Here is an 18,581-nt window from a genome sequence, read left to right on the forward strand (position 1 = left end):
TTGTTCGTCTGCGGACTCTACCAAGAGAGCGCGTTCCGCTCCCCGTAGCCGTCCGCCCTTCACTCAGCCACCACGACCGTCTCTGCGCGGTCGGAAGACAAGGAGCATCCGCATGAAAGCGGCATTGGCGATGCAGTCCGACCTGCAGTACCGCTTGTTCGACGACGGACTCGCGCGCGAGCTCGAACGGCTCGTCGACATCGATCTGACCCGGACCGTCTCGGACTACTCGAGCGAAGCCGACGAGGTCCTGGCCGAGATCGAGGTGCTCGTCACAGGATGGTTCGCCCCCGCGCTCGACGGCCGCGTCCTCGACCGCATGCCCCGGCTGCGAGCGATCCTGCACGCCGGCGGTTCCGTGAAAGGAATGACCACCCCCGAGGTGTGGGACCGCGGGATCCTCGTGACGACCGCAGCGGACGCTAACGCGGTCCCGGTCGCCGAGTACGCCCTCGCGATGGTCCTCCTCGCGGGGAAGAAGGTGCTGCCGATCGCGCAGGAGTACGCCCGCCGCCAGTCCTTCATCGACCTCGAGAACGAGTACCCGCAGATCGGCGCCTACCGCTCCACCGTGGGGATCATCGGAGCGTCGCGCACAGGACGGCATCTCATCCGTCTCCTCAGCCCGTTCTCGTACCGGGTGCTGGTGTCCGACCCGTATCTCTCACACGAAGAGGCCGCCGTGCTCGGTGTCGAGAAGGTCGAGCTCGACGAGCTGCTGACCCGATCCCGGGTCGTCTCCCTGCACGCGCCCGACCTGCCCTCGACACGAGGCCTGCTCGGTCGGCGGGAGTTCGCCCTCCTGGGCGACGGCGCGACCTTCATCAACACGGCCCGGCAGGCGCTGATCGACCAGGACGCGCTCCTCGGAGAACTGCGCAGCGGTCGACTGGATGCCGTGCTCGACGTGACGGATCCCGAACCGTTGAACGAGGACCATCCGTTCTTCGCCTTCCCCAACGTGCTCGTCACTCCGCACATCGCCGGGTCCCGCGGGACCGAGCTCCTGCTCCTCGGGGAGGCCGTGGTGGAGGAGGCGAGGCGGTTGCGCGACGGACTCCCGCCCGCGTTCCCCGTGGCCGCCGAATCGCTCGCGACGATCGCATGAGCGGGGACTCCGTGAAGCAGACGTCCGTACCGTCGGCCGGCGACGGCAGCGGTGCCGGGATCCTCCTTCGGGGAGGGCTCGACGGCCCGGTCGAGTTCGGCGGGTTCGCCGGCACCACTCCTTCGCTGGTGTCCTGGCGGCCCGTCGTCGAGGTCTTCACCGCCGACGAGCAGCGCGCCCGGACGAGCCAGAGCTACGTCCGCTCCGCCGTCGGGGAGCGTCTCCGACAGGACTCCCTCGTCGAGAGGGAGCTGGAGGACGCCTTGGAGGTGACCGTCACCCAGTCCGACCCGCGGACGGGAGTACGCGTCGTCAGCACGTTCACCCGACCACGCGGTCTCCGCGCGCTCCGGATCACACAGCACGTCGCGAACGCCGGCTCAGCGCCTGTCGTGCTGACCGCCGTCACGTCGGCGGTGATCGGCATCGGCCGCGCCGAAGCCGACCTCGACCCGATGGTGCTCGCCTGGGCCGACAGCGAGTGGCTGGCCGAGAGCCGCTGGCACGAGGACCTCCTCCGCGACCGCGTCCCCGCGCTCTCGCTGGGCATCCACGCGCAGGACGGCCGGGGCCGGTTCGCCCTCACCAGCCACGGCGCCTGGCCGACCGGAGAGCACCTCCCGCTCGGCGTCGTCGTCGATCCGGGCACCTCGTCGAGCCTCGCCTGGCAGATCGAATCGGGCACGGCCTGGCAGTGGTCCCTCGGCTCCGCCCTGGATGGGGGCTTCCTGAGCCTGGCCGGTCCCGCGGACCTCGAGCACCACTTCGCCCACCGCCTCGCCCCCGGGGACTCGTTCACCGCCGCGCCGGCCGCCGTGGTCGTCGTCGACGGGGAGAGAGACGCGGCGCTGACCGAGCTCACGCAGTACCGGCGGTGGCTCGTCGCCCGCCACGGCGGGATCCGCGGTCTGCCGGTGATCTACAACGACTTCATGAACACGCTGATGGGGGACCCGACGAGCGAGAAGCTCCGGCCCCTCATCGCGGGAGCGGCCGCGGCGGGCGCCGAGGTGTTCTGCATCGATGCCGGCTGGTTCGCCGGGCCCGGCGACTGGTGGAACTCGGTGGGGGAGTGGGCCGAGAATCCGGACCGGTTCGACGGCGGATTCCTCTCGATCCTCGACGAGATCCGGTCAGCCGGGATGATCGCCGGCACGTGGCTGGAGCCCGAGGTGGTCGGAGTCACGAGTCCGATGGCGAGCAGCCTCCCCGAGGAGGCGTTCTTCCAGCGCTTCGGCACTCGGGTCCTCGAGCACGAGCGCTTCCACCTCGACTTCCGGCACCCGGCCGCCCGGGCTCATCTCGACGCGGTCGTGGACGGACTCGTCCGCGACTACGGCATCGGATACCTCAAGCTCGACTACAACGTCAACCCGGGAGCGGGGACCGAGCGGGACGCCACGGCGGCCGGCGACGGCCTCCTCGCGCACAGCCGGGCCTTCGTCGGCTGGTTGAGGGGTATCCGCGAGCGGCATCCGGATCTGATCCTCGAGAACTGCTCCTCCGGAGCGATGCGGATGGACTACGCCTACCTCGTCGAGAACGACCTGCAGTCGACGTCGGACCAGCAGGACTTCCTCCGCTACCCCGTCATCGCCGCCGCATCACCCGCGGCGGTCCTCCCCGAGCAGAGCGGCAACTGGGCCTATCCGAGCGCCGGGATGACCGAGGAGGAGACGGTGTTCACCCTCGTCACGGGACTGCCGGGACGCCCTCATCCTCTCCGGCTTCCTCGACCGGCTGCGGCCGTCGCAGTCCGCGCTGGTCGCCGGCGCGGTGGCCTTCGCGAAGGAGCACCGGCTGCTCCTGGCGCGCTCCACGCCGTTCTGGCCCCTCGGGCTGCCCAGGTGGGAGGACGAGCTCGTCGTCGTCGGCTTCCGTGACGGTGACGACGTGCTGCTGTTCGTCTGGGATCGCGGCGAGCACGCCACGGAGTTCTCCCTCCGCGTCGACGGGAGCCCGACGATCGCCTTCCCGCGCGGTGACGCCGAGTGGGCCATCGGCTCCGCGGACGGCCTCGTGCAGGTGCGCACTGCTCCCGGCCCGAGCGCCCGGATCCTCCACCTCGACAGGAGGGCGTGATGGTGACGACGGCCAACCCCGTAGTCCGCGGGTTCTCGCCCGATCCCTCCTTCCTCCGCGTCGGGGACTGGTACCTGCTCGCGGTCAGCTCCTTCGAGTGGTTCCCCACGATCCCGATCCAGCGATCGCGGGACCTCACGACGTGGGAGTTCCACGGTGCCGTCGAGTCGGCGGCACCCGGCCGGTCGCTGACGGGCTACCCGGACTCGGCCGGGATCTGGGCGCCCGCTCTCTCCTCCGCGGACGGCGTGTTCTGGGTGGTCTACTCGATCGTGGAGTCGCTGCAGAGCCCGTACTTCAACCTCGCGACCTACATCGCTCGCGCTCCGGACGTGGACGGTCTCCCCGGCGAGTGGTCCGAGCCGCAGCGCGTGAGCGGTCTCGGGTTCGATCCGTCGCTGTTCCATCACGAGGGTCGGCACTGGCTGGTGAACATCCAGAACGACCACCGCCCCGGAGGGAACCGCTTCGACGGCATCGTCCTCACCGAGCTGGTGGACGACGGCGGGGTCCTCCACACGACGGGCCCGACCTCGCTCCTCCTGCAGCGTCCCGACCTCGTCGAGGGACCCAAGATCATCCACCACGACGGCTGGTTCGTGCTCGCCCTCGCCGAGGGGGGAACCGGGATCGAGCACGGTGTCCTCATGGCCCGGAGCCGCTCACTCCACGGACCCTACGAGGTCGACGACGTCCCCCTGCTCACGACCCGCGACGCTCTCGACCTGCCCCTGCAGAAGGCCGGGCACGGAGAACTGATCCGGACGCCGTCAGGGCGCTGGTACCTCGGCCACCTCGTCAGCCGACCGATCCGCACCAAGGACGGCGCATTCAACACCCTCGGCCGGGAGAGCGCCCTGCAGGAGATCGACTGGCGGGACGGCTGGCCCCGGCTGAAAGGAGGCGGCTGGCATCCGAGGATCGAACTCGACCTGCCGGACGTCCCGCACTCCGCGGTCGGTCCGACGCCTCCGCGATCGCTCCTGCCCTGGCCGTGGCGGACGCTGCGGACACCTGCCTTGCGGGACTGGATCGACCAGGACGCACGACCCGGATGGATCCGACTGCGCGGACGCCAGGGTCCTGAATCGCTCCGCGAGCACAGCCTGATCGCCCAGCCCCTCACCGAGCACCGGACGACCGTCAGCGTCACGGTCGACGCGAACCCCGTCTCCTTCACCCAGGCCGCCGGGCTGGTGCTCTGGTACAACACCGACGCCTACCTCTCGCTGCACATCACCTGGCGGGAACCCGACGGGGAGCCGCAGCGCGGTCAGCAGTGGGAAGGACGAGGCCACCGCGCCCTCGTCCTCACCCGACGCGACCCGGACGGGCAGACCGTCCTCGCTGTCCGCGCACTCCCGGAGACCGGGCCGGTCACCCTCCGCGCCGACCTCGACGGACCCCTCGCGATCCTGTTGGCGGGGCCGGTGCACACGACGCCCACTCGCATCGGGGAGGCCGTGGACATCACCTTCCTCTCCGACGACCACGGCCCACGCCTGCGCTTCACCGGAGCGTTCGCCGGCCTCGACGTCGTCGACCTGGTCGACGCGACCTTCACCGCTGACTTCTGCGATTTCCGACTCCGTGCAGACCCCGTCGACGAGTCGGACGCATCAGGGTTCCTGCGGCGTCGACCGCCGGCGTGGTGAGCGCAGCGAGCGGAATCTCCTCGTGACGACGCTCCTCCTGACCGGCGAGGGCAGATACAGCGACCCCTGGCATCCGTTTACCGAGACGACGGGGGCGTTGTCCGCGCTGCTCACAGCGCGCGGCCATCGAGTCGACGTCCGCGGTGATGTCGACGAAGCGCTCTCGGATCTCGCGAGCGGCCGATCAGCGATGCCCGACCTGCTCGTCGTCAACGCGGGTCTCCCTCGGGATGGACGCCCTACGCCGAACCTGGAAGGCAGGTCGGCGCTCGCGCTCATCGAGCGCTCCACGATGCCGGTCCTCGGGATCCATGTCAGCTCGACCACCTTCGTCGACGCGCCGGAATGGCCGGCCCTTCTCGGAGGCCGCTGGAGAAGGGGTAGATCGATGCATCCGCACTTCGGGCCCGCCCGGATCCAGCTCGCCACCGTGCCGCATCCCGTGATCGAGCAGGTCACCGACTTCGATGTCGAGGACGAGCGCTACTCCCTGCTTGAGGTAGCCCCTGCCGCGCAGATCCTCGCCACCCACCACTACGAAAGGCGAGATCACCCGATCGCGTGGGCAGTCGAGCGCCCCGACGGCGGTCGCACTTTCTACGACGCGCTCGGCCACAACGCCGCCTCCTTCACCTCCCGAGGACACCTCGCCCTGCTGGCCGGCGCCCTTAAGTGGCTCGGAAGGTGATATTCGCGATGGCACGGTCACCTAGACCAGCACCCCTCTGAGGAGTCGACGTCATTGCAGGTTGGTGTGCCGCTCCTGCATGGCCGTCAGCACGGCCTCGTCTCCGTCGACCGCTGCCAGGATCAGCGAGTCGAAGAGGATGAGCGACGCCTGCTCGAAGAGGCTTCCGGCAAACTGCTTCGTAGCGGGCAGCGTCACCGGAAGAACGACATCCGCGAGCGCGGCCAGGGGACTCTCCAGTCGTGCTGTGACGACGGCGACCACTGCTCCCTGTGCTCGGGCGATCCCCGCGTAGGCGAGGGAGACCGGTGTCGTCCCTGAGCTAGAGATGACGACCAGCCCGTCGCCCTCGCGGAGGGCAGGTGCGGTGGGTTCTCCGACCATGCGAGCGTCTAACCCGAGGTGCATGAACCGCATCGCGGCCATCTGCGCAACGAGTCCGGATCGGCCTTGTCCGCTGAAGAACCACCGACGCGGCGAGTCGAGCAGCGTGCGGCTGAAGACGGAGAAGGCGTTCTCGTCGATGGCGTCGAAGACCTGCTGGTGCTCCGCTCGTACCGTGACCCAGGGTGTGCTCGTGGTCATGACCGGTCACCGCCTCGCCATGAGGCGGTGACGAGGTAGCGGTCGAAGCTGTCCTGCGTCTCGGCGACGTGCTGAGGGTCGAGAACGCGGACGGGCGTCGGCGCCCAGTCGCTGACGATCGTCGCAAGGGGCCGACCCGTCGAGCAAGCGCTCGCCTGCATGGCGGCCCCGACGGCGACGGATTCGACGGAGGGAGACGTGTGCACGGAGCGGCCCGTGGCATCGGCGAGGACCTGAAGGTAAGCGCGTGATCGAGCGCCTCCGCCGGTTGCGATGGTGATCCCGTCGGTGGATACGCCGAGGGCGGTCAGCGCGCGCTCTCCCCGGACCAGTCCGAAGACAACTCCTTCCACCGCGGCTCGGGCGATCTGCTCTCGAGACGTGGAGGACGTGATCCCGGAGAGGACTCCGCGGGCCTCCGGCAGATTCGGCTTCCTCTCCCCGTCGAGGTAGGCGGCGAAGGAGGGCGTGCCGCCGATGTCGGCGGCGAGAGCGAGCCTGGAGAACTCCGCGTGGTCTACGCCGAAGAGCCGGCCGAAGGTGTCGGTCACTCGAGCCGCGTTCAACGTCGACGACAGGGGGAGGAACCCGCCCGCCGCGTTCGCCACTCCGTCCACGATGCCGGTGGGGTCGTGGACGGGAGTCTCCGTGCTCGTGAAGACCACTCCGGACGTGCCGAACGAGTAGGCGACGTCGCCGGAGCCGACTCCGAGACCGAGGGCGCTCGCGTGCTGGTCTCCGGCTCCTGGTCCTACGACGATGCCCGGGTGGAGCCCTAGCACCGCCGCTGCGGCGCTTGTCAGGGTCCCCGCTGCCTGCTGGGGGCCGTGCACGCGAGGCAGCGCTGTCAGCCACTCGCGGTCGGCGTCAATGAGTTCGAGGATCCCTTCGTCGTAGCGACCCGTTGCCGCGTCGAAGTATCCGGTTCCGCTGGCCTCGGACCGATCGGTAACCTTGTCGCCGGTGAGTCGCCAGGTCAGCCAGTCATGGGGGAGCAGCACCGTCCGCAGGCGCGCAGCGTTCTGAGGTTCGTGCCGGTGCAGCCAGAGGAGCTTCGAGACGGTGAAAGCCGCCGTCGGCACCGAACCGGTGCGTTGCGCCCATTCCTCGGCGCTGATCGCTGCTCGCAGCTCCTCCATCTCGGGCGAGGAGGTCGTGTCGTTCCACAGTTTCGCGCGTCGGATGACCGTGTCGTCGGCGTCGAGGGCGATGAGCCCGTGGCATTGAGCCGCGACGCTGATGGCGGCGACATCGCGGCCGGAGGCGTGTGCGGAGTCGAGCGCGGCTGACATCGCGAGAGTCAGTGCTGTCCACCAGCTCTCCGGATCCTGCTCGCTCAGTGGCGGGAAGGTCGGGGGATGCGGCGAGGAGCCAGCACCGACGACGCGGCCGTCGTCGGCGTCGCAGAGCACGACCTTCGTGGATTGCGTCGAGGAATCGACGCCGGCGATGAGAGGCACGGTCTTCTTCCGTTCAGCGCGGACGCGGTAGGTCCGGCATCGTTACCGGAGGCGGGCGTCGGAAGCGCGGCGGCCGCGAAGCAGGCCGCACAGCACGACCGCTTCTCCATTACAGGCATCGAGCGCTCACTCGTCAATGCTCCCGCTCATGTGAGCGGCATGTGAACGAGCATCGAGGTCTAAGCCGTGTTCAGGAGTGCGCGTGCCAGCGATCGATCCGTGACGAGGACGGTCCCGAGGGAGGCGTTCAGGCATGCTCGGATGGCCTGTGCCTTCTTCACGCCGCCGGCGACGAGGATGAGCTGGGGCACCTTCTTGAGGTGCTCGAGGTCGAAAGCGAGAGCGCGGTCGTCGAGATCGGTGATGATGCTCCCGTCCTTGCGGAGCAGGGTGGCGACGATCTCGGCGGAGACGCCTTTCTTCGTAAGTCGTTCCCGTTCCTGCTGTTCGAGGCCTTCGCGCAGCTGCGAGTCGGCCGGCTCCCAAGAGCCGACGGCGACGGCCGCGATCGTGATGGAGTCGAACTGCCGCCATACCGCCTGGACGGCGGGCTGGCTCCGCAGCCCACTCGCCGTCGCCGCGTCGTGAGCGACGAGAGGAACGAACAGGGGATAGGCGCGCCCGCCTCCCACATCGCTGATGCGCCTCACCAGCTCGAGGGAGTTCTCACGGACGGAGCCCATCATCCCGCCGAGCTGGACGACGGGGCAGGCGGCGATGGAGTGCAGCTCGTTGGCCATCGCACTCATCGTGCGGCCCCAGCCGATGCCCAGGACGTCGTCCTCGGTGACGAGTTCCGAGAGGAGGCCTGCTGCGGCGGCGCCGATCCGGTGGCGGACTCGTCCGGGATCGTGCTCGTCGTCGGGCGTGTCCACCACGATCACCTGGCGCAGGCCGAACCTCTTCCGGACGAGTTCGGACAGCTCGACGTTGTAGGCGATGGGTGCGGTGATCGTGATCCGGACGATCCCCTCTTTGAGGCTGAGCTCGAGCAACCGCGCGACTTTGAAGCGGGAGATGCCGAGTTCGTCCGCGATCTTCGACTTGGACTCGCCGTCCATGTAGTAACGGCGTGCGACGGTCGCGGCGAGCATGCCCGTTCCTGCACTGGTGCTCATCTCGGCCACCCTCTCTGCGCCGCTCTGCGCGGCTCCTGCTCACACGAGCGTAGCGCTCAAATGAGCGGCCTTGTTGACGGATGTGCGGACGGGTTCCAATACTCATCTCACGCCGCTGGAGCCGTTGGGCCCCACCGAATCATGAGGAAGGAAGGGCCGCGATCATGACCGAAGCGATCTCATCGGTCATCGAGGCCGCTCGCGTCCTGGTGCAAGCAGAGAGCGACGCCGTCCGATCCATTGCCGATCAGATCGACGAGAACCTCGTCCTCACCGCCTCGGCGATCGGGGACAGCGCGGGACGCGTCATCGTGACCGGCGTCGGCACCTCGGGCTTCATCGCTCGACGAGCCGCCCACCTGTTCTCCGTCACGGGTACTCCCGCGTTCTTCCTCCACCCCACCGAGGCTCTTCACGGCTCCCTGGGCGCCGTGTCGGCGGACGACGTGGTGATCGCCCTGTCCAAAGGTGGATCCAGCGCCGAAGTGAACGATCTCGTCGACCGCGTGCGCACGATCGGGGCGACCGTGGTCGCGCTCACGAGCGCTTCCACCTCGGTCCTCGCCGAGGCCGCCGACATCACAGTGGTGCTGCGAACCCCCGATGAGGCCGACCCCGGCTCTGTCATCGCCATGGGGTCGACCCTCGCATACGGCGCGTGGCTCGATGCCCTGGCCCTCGTCCTGATGCGCACGCGCCAGTACTCGTGGGAGAGCGTTCGCTTCTCCCACCCGGGCGGCGCCGTAGGTCAGCGCGACTCCTTGCCGGCGCCTGTTCCACCCCTCGCCCTCCCCTGATCCCCAGCCCTTCCATCGCGGCACACCGCCGCCCTCCTCCGCCGTCCTGAAGACGTCGACGCACTGAACAGAGAGGTTCCCCATGAAACGCCGCCGCATCCCCGAGGAAGCAGGCATCTTCGCCGTCCTCGTCGTGGTGATCGCCGCCCTCAGCGCGCTGTCGCCGTCCTTCCGCACTCTCGACAACGGACTGGTCCTGCTCGTCAACGGCACGGTCATCGCGTTCCTCGCCCTTGGACAGACCTTCGTCCTGCTCACCGGCGGCATCGACCTCTCCACCGGGGCGAATGTGGCCATGACCGGCGTCGCAGCGGCCCTCTTCATGCAGGGCGGCCTCCCCTGGGTCGTGGCCGCAGTCCTCGCGGTCGGCTGCGGCACCCTGCTCGGCGTCGTGAACGGACTCCTGGTGCACTACGTGCGCATCCCGGCGTTCATCGCGACCTTCTCAACCCAGGGAGTCGCCCTCGCCATCCCGCTGATCGTCACCGGAGCGAACTCGGTCTCCGTCCGCGATGCCGGCTTCTCCTGGATCGGTCAGGGCCGCATCGCGGGACTGCCCCTGCCAGTGCTGCTGCTTCTGCTCGCCGCTATCGTCGCCGGCTTGTTCCTGCGCCTCACCCGCCCCGGCGTGCACATCTACGCCATGGGCGGCAACAAGGCCGCGGCGCGCCTCTCCGGCGTGAACGTGGCTCGAACGACCGTGCTGGTCTACGCCATCAGCGGCTTCTGCGGAGGCATGGGCGGCCTGATCGCCACCTCGCGCCTCATGGTCGGCTTCCCCGCCACCGGAACCGGCAACGAGCTCTTCTACTCGATCGCCGCCGCGGTCGTCGGCGGCATCTCGCTCTTCGGCGGAGTCGGCACGATCGCCGGCGCCATGATCGGCGCCGTCCTCATCGCGGTCGTCAGCAACGGCATGAACGTCCTCAACGTCCAGAGCTACTGGCAGTCCCTCGTCATCGGACTGATCATCCTCGCCGGCGTCTCGTTCGACACCTACCGCCGCTACCGCAGCGGCAAGCCGATCCTCCGCAAAGCCGGCGGCACACCGCAGCCCCCGACCTCCTCCCTCCCCACCGTCTCCAGCCCCTACACAGCGGGCACCGCGACCCGCGGCTGACCCTCCGACGACCCCACTCCCACACGACACGTCAGAAGAAAAGGAAGATCGATGAAGATCCGCACCCGCCCCCTCGCCCTCGCAGCGACCGGCATGCTCGCCCTCAGCCTGGTGGCCTGCTCGAATCCCGCCACCGACGCCCCCGCTGCCGCAGGCGGATCGGACGGCGCGAGCTCGCTCCCCGAGAACTGCAGCACCGACAAGCCCACCATCGGCGTCGCCCTGCCCAACACGGTCAACCCGTACTACGTCGCCATGCAGGACAGCTTCCTGTCCCACGGCGAAGAGCTCGGCTACGACGTCAAGGTCGCGATCGCCAACGACAGCGACTCCAGCCAGCTCTCCCAGATCGACAGCTTCATCCAGCAGGGCGTCTGCGCTGTCGCACTCAACCCCGTCAACTCCGGTCCGGGAGCGGCCAGCGTCAAGGCGCTGAACGCAGCAGGAATCCCCGTGTTCACGGTGAACGTGATCATCTCCCCGGACGACCTCACCACCCAGAACGCGAGCTTCGTCCAGTACGTCGGCGCCGACCAGGTCGCCGGCGGCACCCAGATGGGCGAGCAGGTGCTCGCAGACCTCGGCGAGGACGCCACCATCATCGCGGGCATCATCGGCAACCCCGACCAGATCCCCACCAACCAGCGCGACCAGGGCTTCACCGACGCGATCAGCGCGAACCCCAACGCGAAGGTCGTGCAGACCGTCAACGGCAAGATCGACCCCAACGTCAGCCTCCAGGTCACCGGCGACATGCTGCAGGGCAACCCCGACATCAACGTCATCTTCGCCGACGCCGGCCCGCACGCCGTCGGAGCGCTGCAGGCGATCGCCCAGCAGGGCAAGTCGGACTCCATCAAGGTCTACGCCTTCTGCGCCGCCGACGAGCCCCTCACCGAGACGTACGCCGGATGCGCCGCTCAGGAGCCCGCCCGCTACGCCGAGATCACGCTCGACAACCTCCAGAAGTTCCTGGGCGGCGAGAGCGTCGACCAGGAGGTGCTCGAGCCCCTGAAGGTCTTCACCACCGGTCAGACCCCCGGCGCCGGCGAAGTCGGCTGACCCCGCCCGACCGATATCCGTCATCGAAGACAGAGAGCGACCACCCATGAGCGCACCAGACGGCCTCGTCGTCACCGGCATTTCGAAGTCCTACGGTCCCACCAAGGCGCTGACCAGCGTGGATCTCACGATCCGCCCCGGTCAGGTGGTCGCTCTCATCGGTCACAACGGCGCCGGGAAGTCGACCCTCCTCAGGGCACTCTCCGGCGCCGAGGTGCCCGACACCGGCTCCATTACCGTCGACGGCGACTCCACCCCCTTCACCTCCCCGAAGGATGCCAGCCGAGCCGGTATCGCCTGTGTTTACCAGGAGCTCAGCCTGGTCGATGAGCTGACCGTCGCCGAGAACCTCTTCCTCGGCACCGAGAAAATGTCCGGCCCGCTCCTCAGCCGCCGCGCGATGAACGCACGAGCTGACGAACTCTGCCAGCAGTACGGCATCCCGGCCCGCGGCACGGACTCCGTCGCACGGCTGCCTGTCGCGCAGCGTCAGCTCCTTGAAGTCGTTCGGGCCATCAACCGCAACGCGAAGTACCTGCTCCTGGATGAACCGACGACCGCACTTGAGCAGGACCAGGTCGACAACCTCCTCGACATCATCCGCAAACTCGCTTCTGAACAGGGCATCGGCATCCTCCTGGTCGACCACAAGCTCGACGAGGTCTTCGCCGTCGCCAACCACGTCGTCGGCCTCTCCGGCGGCCGCATCGTCCTGGACGGAGACACCGACACCGTCGACCGGGACGCTGTCGTCACTGCCATCGTCGGCGAGCACAGCACCTCGAGCGCAGACCTCGCCATGATCGACGGGGCACCCCTCGACGACGCAGCGCCGATGTCGGAGAAGGAGCGCTCCGAGCACTTCGGGAAACCTGTCCTCGAGGTGGACGACCTTCACGGCAACGGGCTCACCGGCATCACTCTGTCCGTCCGCGCAGGCGAGATCCTCGGCATCTATGGCCTCATCGGCTCCGGTCGCTCCCGCTTCCTCAAGACCGTCTACGGCGCCGAACCCATCGGCGGCGGAACGATCACCTTCGACGGTCAGCGCTACGCGCCCAAGCGGCCCGGACAGGCGATCGCCAAGGGCGTCGCTTTCCTCTCTGAGGAGCGGAAGTTCGACGGCTTCATCCCCCAGATGACCTCGATCGAGAACGTCGTCCTTCCCGTGCTTGGCCGCTACGGCAAGGCCGGGATCCTGAACTGGCGGGCACTCAAGGGCTCAGCCAGGAGCGTGCTCGATCAAGTGACCATCCGCGGCGACGTCGAGAACCCCATCACTTCACTCTCCGGCGGTAACCAGCAGAAAGCCCTGTTCGCCCGAGCGACCCTGCAGGCCCCCCGACTTCTCCTCCTTGACGAGCCCACCAAGGGCGTCGACATCGGAGCCAAGCGCGAGATCTACGGCATCATCCGCACACTCGCCCGGGAGAAGGGCGTCGCCGTCATCGTCGTCTCCAGCGAAGAGGAAGAGCTGACCGGACTCGCCGACACCATCACCGTCTTCCGCAACGGGCACTGCGACGGAGCCGTCTTCGACCGCGACGCGATCGATCCCACGCAGCTACGCGAGATGGCCTGGGCCGACGCCGAACGCTCGACGGCCGGCTGAAACCATGCAGCTCGACGAGGATCTCATCGCTACGATCAACGACCACGACGCGACCCTGGCGGGCAGCCTCCTCGCCGTCCCCGACGCCCTCCGAGAGGCCGCGGCGCGCGAACTCACCGCCCGCGGTCTCTGGGTCCACGCCGACATCATCGAAGGCCGCTTCGGAGACCGCCCGTCCGTGAGCGTCGACACAATCGTCGCCATCACCGCGATACCCGGAGTGCGGCTCGACGTGCACCTGATGGTCGACGACGTCCTCGATTGGCTGCTGCGTCTGCCCGGAGGCCTCGGCCGGATCACCATCCAGGAACCCGAAGAAGGACTGAGCGCCCTCGAGATCGCATCCGCCGGAGCACTGGCCGAGGAGGTCTGGATCGCCGTCGTCCCGAAAAGGCAGTTGCAGACCGCCCCTTCGCTGATCGACGGCCTGCTGGTCATGCTGACGCCTCCGGGCCAGGCAGGCCACACGCTCGACCACTCGGCCCTCGACGCGGTGGCCGAGTACTCCGCGGCACAAGAGCACTCTGTGGGCGTCGATGGGGGAGTCACTGCAGAGACCGCCGCGAATGCTCTTCGAGCCGGAGCTACCTACTTGGTCTCCGGACGCGGACTCTTCTCGGGCGACAAGCGCCGGAAGGCGCTGGCGGACACGCCGGCGAACTGACCGAGCAGATTCCACCGGAAGTGCTGCACTACGCGCTCCTCTCGCCTCACCCACTCGAGAGCCGCAGCACATCCGATCCCGCCACGCGGTAGCTCCGCCTCCGGAGCGCGGTCGGCCGGCCGGCCCGACCGCGCCGACACCCGCCGGGCGGCACAATACTGCCGATCACATCGAAGGTCGCTGAAGAATTGGCCGGACGTCCGTAGATCTCGAAGCCGTTCGGCAAGTACTCGCGGACCTAACCGTTCGCGTTCTCGATCGAGGGCCGCTAGGCGTCATTCCTGAGACTCACTCCGCGGGCTCCTCAATACGGTCCCTCTAGTTCGACGGGCAGCAGCAACCGATCCGCTACACCTGCTGGACCAGGGCGAGTTGCTGTGCATCAGAGGCCCTGCCACTTCGTAGGGAGAACGGTAACGCGGGTACTGGCCCAGATCCTTGAGTTCTTTGTGCCGATTCGTGAGGGAGAGTCTGCGAGACGGCCTGGTCCCACACGCATCGAAGTTGCCGCGACCCGGCCGAATGAGTTGGCGCAGCACGCGCGAGAAGCTCGCGCTCCCCGGTGTGCCTCGTGAAGGCCTACGTCGCGATGACGGTCGTGACCGCTTCAAGCCCGTCGCACCTTGCCGTAACGAGCACTTCTGCATCTCCAGTGAGCTGCAGGACGGCGAAGGCGCGGCCATCAAAGGTGGTGTGCTCTGGTAAGGCGAAGGTCTCTTCGGTCTTGGGTTGTGCGCTACCGAAGCCCAGGAGGACGGCCGGTCCCTGCACCTCGAGCTGCAGGAGGACGTCTTCGCCGGTGAGCGGTACTCCCGCATCGTCGACGAGGCTCAGAGTGATGAAAGCGAGCCGCTCGGATGCTGCAGGAGCCACGCCCTGCTCGACCGCGAGGGCGATGCGGGTGCCGGCACCTGCGCTGGTCAGAGTGTGGCGTCCGATCTCTACGCCGCCTTTCCGGGCGATTGCCACCAGAGTTCCGGGCTTGTAGGTGGTTTCGAAATCGGCGCGGAAGGCGTTCTCGGTTCCCATGGCAGCGCGACCGATCTCGCGTCCGTCGAGTTCGAGGACCGCCTCGTCGGCGTCGGCGTACACCTCGACGCGCACAGCACGACCTTCGTGCCCGCGCCAGCTCCAACTCGAGACCGTGTCCGACCAGGCCCACGGAGTTGCGAACGCGATCGCCTTGCCGTGGTGCTCCGGCCGCTGGACGGCGATGTAGGGGTCGGAGCGCAGTCCGAAGACGATCTCGCGGTAAAAGGAGGCGGGGCGGCGGTGCCCGGTGATGTCGATGTCGCCCGAGAAGCCGATGAGCCACGGATAGGCGCGTGCCACGGCGGGCTGAACGTCGACGGAGTCGTCGATGTAGTCGGTCCCGCCGATCCCGGCCTCGCCGAGGTAGTCCCAACCGGTCCAGGTGAAGTCGCCGATCACATTCGGATGCGCGAGGACCTGCTCCCAAATCGCCGCGATGCGGGTAGGGAACGACTCGGTGCCGACGGTGATGCGGTCGGGGAAGAGCGTACGGTCGAGGCCGTAGCGGCTCTCGGCGTAGTTCATCCCCGCCACATCGAGGACCGCCTGCGACTCCTCCGTCCGCGTCGTGACGGAGTTTGAAACGGCGATGCCGTTCATCATGTCGCCGAGTTGCGCCATCATCGTGTTCACGCCGCCGGCCTGGTCTCCTGCGCCCTGCGCGCGCATTCCGGCGAGAACCTCGTCGAGGATCGAGACGAAGCCGTTGATCCCGTTCGTGACCAGTCGCGTGCTGTCGAGGCTGCGGATTTTCTCGGCGAGTTTCCGGCTGATTTCCCCGCCGAAGGGACTTCCGTTCTCGGGGATCTCGTTGCCAATGGAGTACAGTATTACGCTCGGGCTGTTGACATCCTTCGCGACCATCGCTTCGAGGTCGCGCTCCCACCAAGTGGGGAAGTCGGAGGAGTAGTCCTCGTCGGTCTTGCCGATCGTCCACATGTCGAACGCCTCGTCCATGACGTACATCCCGAGGCGGTCGCACGCGTCGATCATGGCCCGGCTCGCCGGGTTGTGCGCACTGCGGATCGCGTTGAACCCGGCTTCCTTTAGGATCCGGATCCGCCGCTCCTCGGCGTCGGCGAACGTGGCCGATCCGAGCACTCCACTGTCGTGGTGCACGCACGCGCCCCGCAGCTTCACCTGAGCGCCGTTCACGCGCAGTCCCTTACGGGGATCGACCTGGACCGTGCGCACTCCGAACGTGGTGGACTCCGCGTCACTGTCGCCTCGACCGTCTCGGGTGAGCTCGGTCGTCGCCTCATAAAGGTGCGGAGTCTCGGCCGACCACAACTGCGGATCGGCGAGGAACAGGCGCTGGCGCACCATTGCCTCCTCGCCGGGGAGGACCGTCACCGGCACCGTGGAGGTCGCTGCCTCTGAGCCCTCGCCGGACGAGGTGGCCTGTGTGGCAACCTTCGCGTGAGCGGTGACCGTGCTGTCGTTGCGGACGAGGGTGGCGATCTCGACGACGGCCAGGTCAGAGTCGACAGAGAGGGTCGTCGCGCGCATCCGACGCACATGCAGTGGCGGCTTGCTGACGAGGTGCACAGGCCGGTAGATGCCTGCCCCGAGTACCACCGCGCGTCCTTGCCGGCGCGGCACTCGACGACGATCTCGTTCTCGGCGCCGAATCGGAGGTAGGGATCGATGCGCACCTCGAACTCGGCGTAACCACTGGCGCGGTGCCCGGCGAGGGTGCCGTTCACGTAAACGGCTGCGTGGCGGTACACGCCTTCGAACACGAGGGAGATCAGGTTCCCCTCCTGCTCGCTCGGCACCGCCACGGTACGGCGGTACTGATACGCGTGGGTGGGAAAATGACCGTTGGTCGCGCCGTCGGCGAGGTCGTCTCGCCGGGCCTCTGCGATCATTGCGTCGTGGGGGAGAGCGATCGCGGTCCACTCGCCTGTATCGGCCCCGCCGAGTTCGGAGAACATGCTGGCCTTCCTTCGGAAAGACCAACCGTCGTGGAAGCTCGTGGTCGTCATGTTGTCGCCTTTGCGTGGTTCTGGAGGGATCGGGGGAGGGAGGTGCTCAGGGCACCGAGCGGATGAAGCGCACGCTGATGGCGGCGAGGATCACGACGACACCGGTGACCATGAAGAGGATCGAGTAGTTGCCGGTCGCGGCAATGATCCCTCCGGCGAGCCCGGGCGCGATGACTTGCGGCCCGGAGTTCGCGATGTTGATCAGGCCGAGGTCTCGTGCGGCGTTCTGGTTGTTCGGGAGCACTCGGGTGATGAGCACCTGGTCGACGGCGGTGTACATGCCGAACGCGGCGCCGAGGATTCCCTGCGCGACGAAGAAGCCGGTGAGGGTCGGCGCAATGATGAAGACGAGGCAGGCGGGAACGAACATCAGACTCGAGAGCACGACGAAGATCCGGACGCGGCCGAACTTGTCCGAGAGCACTCCGCCAATGATCGCGAAGACGAGGGTAAACAGCGCTGCCATGCCGCTCACGGCGACGATCATCTGCGAGGCCGCCTCGATGCTCCCGTCGCCGACCTTGATGTAGTCGCGCAGAAGGTAGAGATTGAAGCCGCTGATGAGGTAATAACCGAAGATCATCAGGAACCGGCCGAGGAACGTGAGCCAGAAGTCAGGATTGGCGCGCAGGCCCGGGAGCTTGTTGAGCACGTTGCGCTCGGCGCGGCCGAGGCGCTCCGCCCGCACGGGTGGGGCGACGTCCTTGGTGGTGAAGGCGAAGAGCGCTGCCGTGACGAAGAGCAGCACTGCAATCAGCAGGTAGCCCACGAAGACCGTCGGCGCGAGGCCACCGAGTGCGACTCCGGCAACGGCGCCCACCACGCTGGTCGTGCCGACGATGCCCGACATGGTTCCGCGACGGGCGAGTGGGACGCGCTCCGGGAGGACCGCTGTGAGGGCGGCCTGGAGTCCACTCAGCGGAACCATGGCGAGAGCCCACAGGGCTCCGGCGGCGACGAAGTTCGTGCTCGAGCCGAGCCCCAGGAGCGCGAGGGCTCCCGCGAGTGCTCCGAAGAGGACCCAGATGTTCCGGCGTCCCAGGAACGGGGTGCGGGTCATGTCGGAGAGTCGGCCCATGATCGGCTGCGCGACGAGCGCCACGATCGAGGCGACGCTCAGAATGCCACCCAGCGCGCCGGCGGCGGCACGCGGATCGGTCACCAGCTCGGCGATCTGACGCCCGATCAGCACACCGATCACCGAGCCCCACACCGAACCGATGCCAATCAGGGCGAGCGGGTACACCACCCAGAGCCAGGGGCTCATGCTGAGATGGGCCGCGGAGCCGCCCAGCGACTGATCCGCGTGTTCCGGGGAGACTACAGGAGGCTCGGCAGACGCGAGGCCGTCGACCGCGCCGCTCGTCGAGTCGTTGTTGTGAAGTGTCATCGGGATACCTCGTCGTTGAGAGCCGCACGATGATCAGGTCGGAGTCACCGCCACCTCAAATTCTCGCCCGTGAATAACTGTTCACGTCCGTGAAATGTAGGATGGACCGCGCCCCTTGTCAATCGGAGGTCTCGATGACGGACACTGCGCGGAAGATCTCCCGCTCCCGCCGAGGCCGCGGGACGAGCGCCGGCATCACGTCGACCCAGATCATCGAAGT

Annotated in this window: 14 protein-coding genes and 3 pseudogenes; 11 read left to right on the forward strand and 6 right to left on the reverse strand. The window is 67.9% G+C overall.

What is annotated here, in order from left to right; all coding sequences use genetic code 11:
- The first annotated feature begins 112 nt into the window (after positions 1–112).
- The 5 genes from AC0CID_RS19425 to AC0CID_RS19445 are packed head-to-tail and all read left to right on the forward strand — an operon-like array spanning position 113 to position 5,533.
- Positions 113–1,108: a hydroxyacid dehydrogenase gene (locus tag AC0CID_RS19425; RefSeq protein ID WP_465228196.1), complete on the forward strand. Its 996-nt coding sequence runs from the start codon at positions 113–115 to the stop codon at positions 1,106–1,108.
- On the forward strand, positions 1,105–2,991 hold the full coding sequence (locus AC0CID_RS19430) for a glycoside hydrolase family 36 protein (protein WP_465228197.1): 1,887 nt from the start codon (positions 1,105–1,107) through the stop codon (positions 2,989–2,991). The genes AC0CID_RS19425 and AC0CID_RS19430 overlap by 4 nt, the downstream gene beginning before the upstream one ends.
- Positions 2,992–3,001: 10 nt before the next feature.
- On the forward strand, positions 3,002–3,190 hold the full coding sequence (locus tag AC0CID_RS19435; RefSeq protein ID WP_465228198.1) for a hypothetical protein: 189 nt from the start codon (positions 3,002–3,004) through the stop codon (positions 3,188–3,190).
- Positions 3,190–4,845 carry a glycoside hydrolase family 43 protein gene (locus tag AC0CID_RS19440; protein ID WP_465228199.1) on the forward strand — a complete coding sequence of 552 codons (1,656 nt, stop codon included), beginning with the start codon at positions 3,190–3,192 and terminating at the stop codon, positions 4,843–4,845. The genes AC0CID_RS19435 and AC0CID_RS19440 overlap by 1 nt, the downstream gene beginning before the upstream one ends.
- A gap of 22 nt (positions 4,846–4,867) precedes the next feature.
- Positions 4,868–5,533 carry a ThuA domain-containing protein gene (locus tag AC0CID_RS19445; RefSeq protein WP_465228200.1) on the forward strand — a complete coding sequence of 222 codons (666 nt, stop codon included), beginning with the start codon at positions 4,868–4,870 and terminating at the stop codon, positions 5,531–5,533.
- Between the two features lie 51 nt (positions 5,534–5,584).
- Here the strand turns inward: AC0CID_RS19445 and AC0CID_RS19450 are convergent, their stop codons facing one another.
- The 3 genes from AC0CID_RS19450 to AC0CID_RS19460 all read right to left on the reverse strand — a co-directional run bounded on the left by AC0CID_RS19450 (position 5,585) and on the right by AC0CID_RS19460 (position 8,696).
- Positions 5,585–6,118 carry an SIS domain-containing protein gene (locus AC0CID_RS19450; RefSeq protein ID WP_465228201.1) on the reverse strand — a complete coding sequence of 178 codons (534 nt, stop codon included), beginning with the start codon at positions 6,116–6,118 and terminating at the stop codon, positions 5,585–5,587.
- Positions 6,115–7,578, reverse strand: coding sequence for a xylulokinase (gene xylB, locus AC0CID_RS19455; protein ID WP_465228202.1), 1,464 nt, complete (start codon positions 7,576–7,578; stop codon positions 6,115–6,117). Before xylB ends, AC0CID_RS19450 begins: the two co-directional genes overlap by 4 nt.
- A gap of 179 nt (positions 7,579–7,757) precedes the next feature.
- On the reverse strand, positions 7,758–8,696 hold the full coding sequence (locus tag AC0CID_RS19460; RefSeq protein WP_465228203.1) for a sugar-binding transcriptional regulator: 939 nt from the start codon (positions 8,694–8,696) through the stop codon (positions 7,758–7,760).
- 164 nt (positions 8,697–8,860) lie between these two features.
- Between AC0CID_RS19460 and AC0CID_RS19465 the strand changes: the two genes are divergently transcribed.
- The 6 genes and pseudogenes from AC0CID_RS19465 (at position 8,861) to AC0CID_RS19490 (ending at position 13,951) form a co-directional block, all read left to right on the forward strand.
- Positions 8,861–9,493 carry an SIS domain-containing protein gene (locus AC0CID_RS19465; protein WP_465228204.1) on the forward strand — a complete coding sequence of 211 codons (633 nt, stop codon included), beginning with the start codon at positions 8,861–8,863 and terminating at the stop codon, positions 9,491–9,493.
- Between the two features lie 82 nt (positions 9,494–9,575).
- On the forward strand, positions 9,576–10,613 hold the full coding sequence (locus tag AC0CID_RS19470) for an ABC transporter permease (RefSeq protein WP_465228205.1): 1,038 nt from the start codon (positions 9,576–9,578) through the stop codon (positions 10,611–10,613).
- A 51-nt stretch (positions 10,614–10,664) separates the two neighbouring features.
- The gene (locus tag AC0CID_RS19475) at positions 10,665–11,675 is read left to right on the forward strand and encodes a substrate-binding domain-containing protein (protein ID WP_465228206.1); all 1,011 of its coding nucleotides are present in this window, start codon (positions 10,665–10,667) and stop codon (positions 11,673–11,675) included.
- Positions 11,676–11,721: 46 nt separating this feature from the next.
- Positions 11,722–12,222: pseudogene (locus tag AC0CID_RS19480) on the forward strand (ATP-binding cassette domain-containing protein); the annotation flags it as partial.
- A 372-nt stretch (positions 12,223–12,594) separates the two neighbouring features.
- Positions 12,595–13,287 (forward strand): annotated as a pseudogene (locus tag AC0CID_RS19485) (ATP-binding cassette domain-containing protein); the annotation flags it as partial.
- Positions 13,288–13,291: 4 nt separating this feature from the next.
- Positions 13,292–13,951, forward strand: coding sequence for a beta/alpha barrel domain-containing protein (locus AC0CID_RS19490; RefSeq protein ID WP_465228207.1), 660 nt, complete (start codon positions 13,292–13,294; stop codon positions 13,949–13,951).
- Positions 13,952–14,530: 579 nt separating this feature from the next.
- Here the strand turns inward: AC0CID_RS19490 and AC0CID_RS19495 are convergent.
- From AC0CID_RS19495 to AC0CID_RS19505, 3 genes and pseudogenes are all read right to left on the reverse strand, one after another.
- Complete coding sequence (locus AC0CID_RS19495; protein WP_465228208.1) at positions 14,531–16,492, reverse strand: glycoside hydrolase family 2 TIM barrel-domain containing protein; 1,962 nt, start codon at positions 16,490–16,492, stop codon at positions 14,531–14,533.
- 146 nt (positions 16,493–16,638) lie between these two features.
- Positions 16,639–16,971, reverse strand: a pseudogene (locus tag AC0CID_RS19500) (glycoside hydrolase family 2); the annotation flags it as partial.
- A 46-nt stretch (positions 16,972–17,017) separates the two neighbouring features.
- Positions 17,018–18,238, reverse strand: coding sequence for an MFS transporter (locus tag AC0CID_RS19505; protein WP_465228209.1), 1,221 nt, complete (start codon positions 18,236–18,238; stop codon positions 17,018–17,020).
- Between the last annotated feature and the right edge of the window lie 343 nt (positions 18,239–18,581).

This window comes from Rathayibacter sp. AC451, assembly GCF_979253095.1.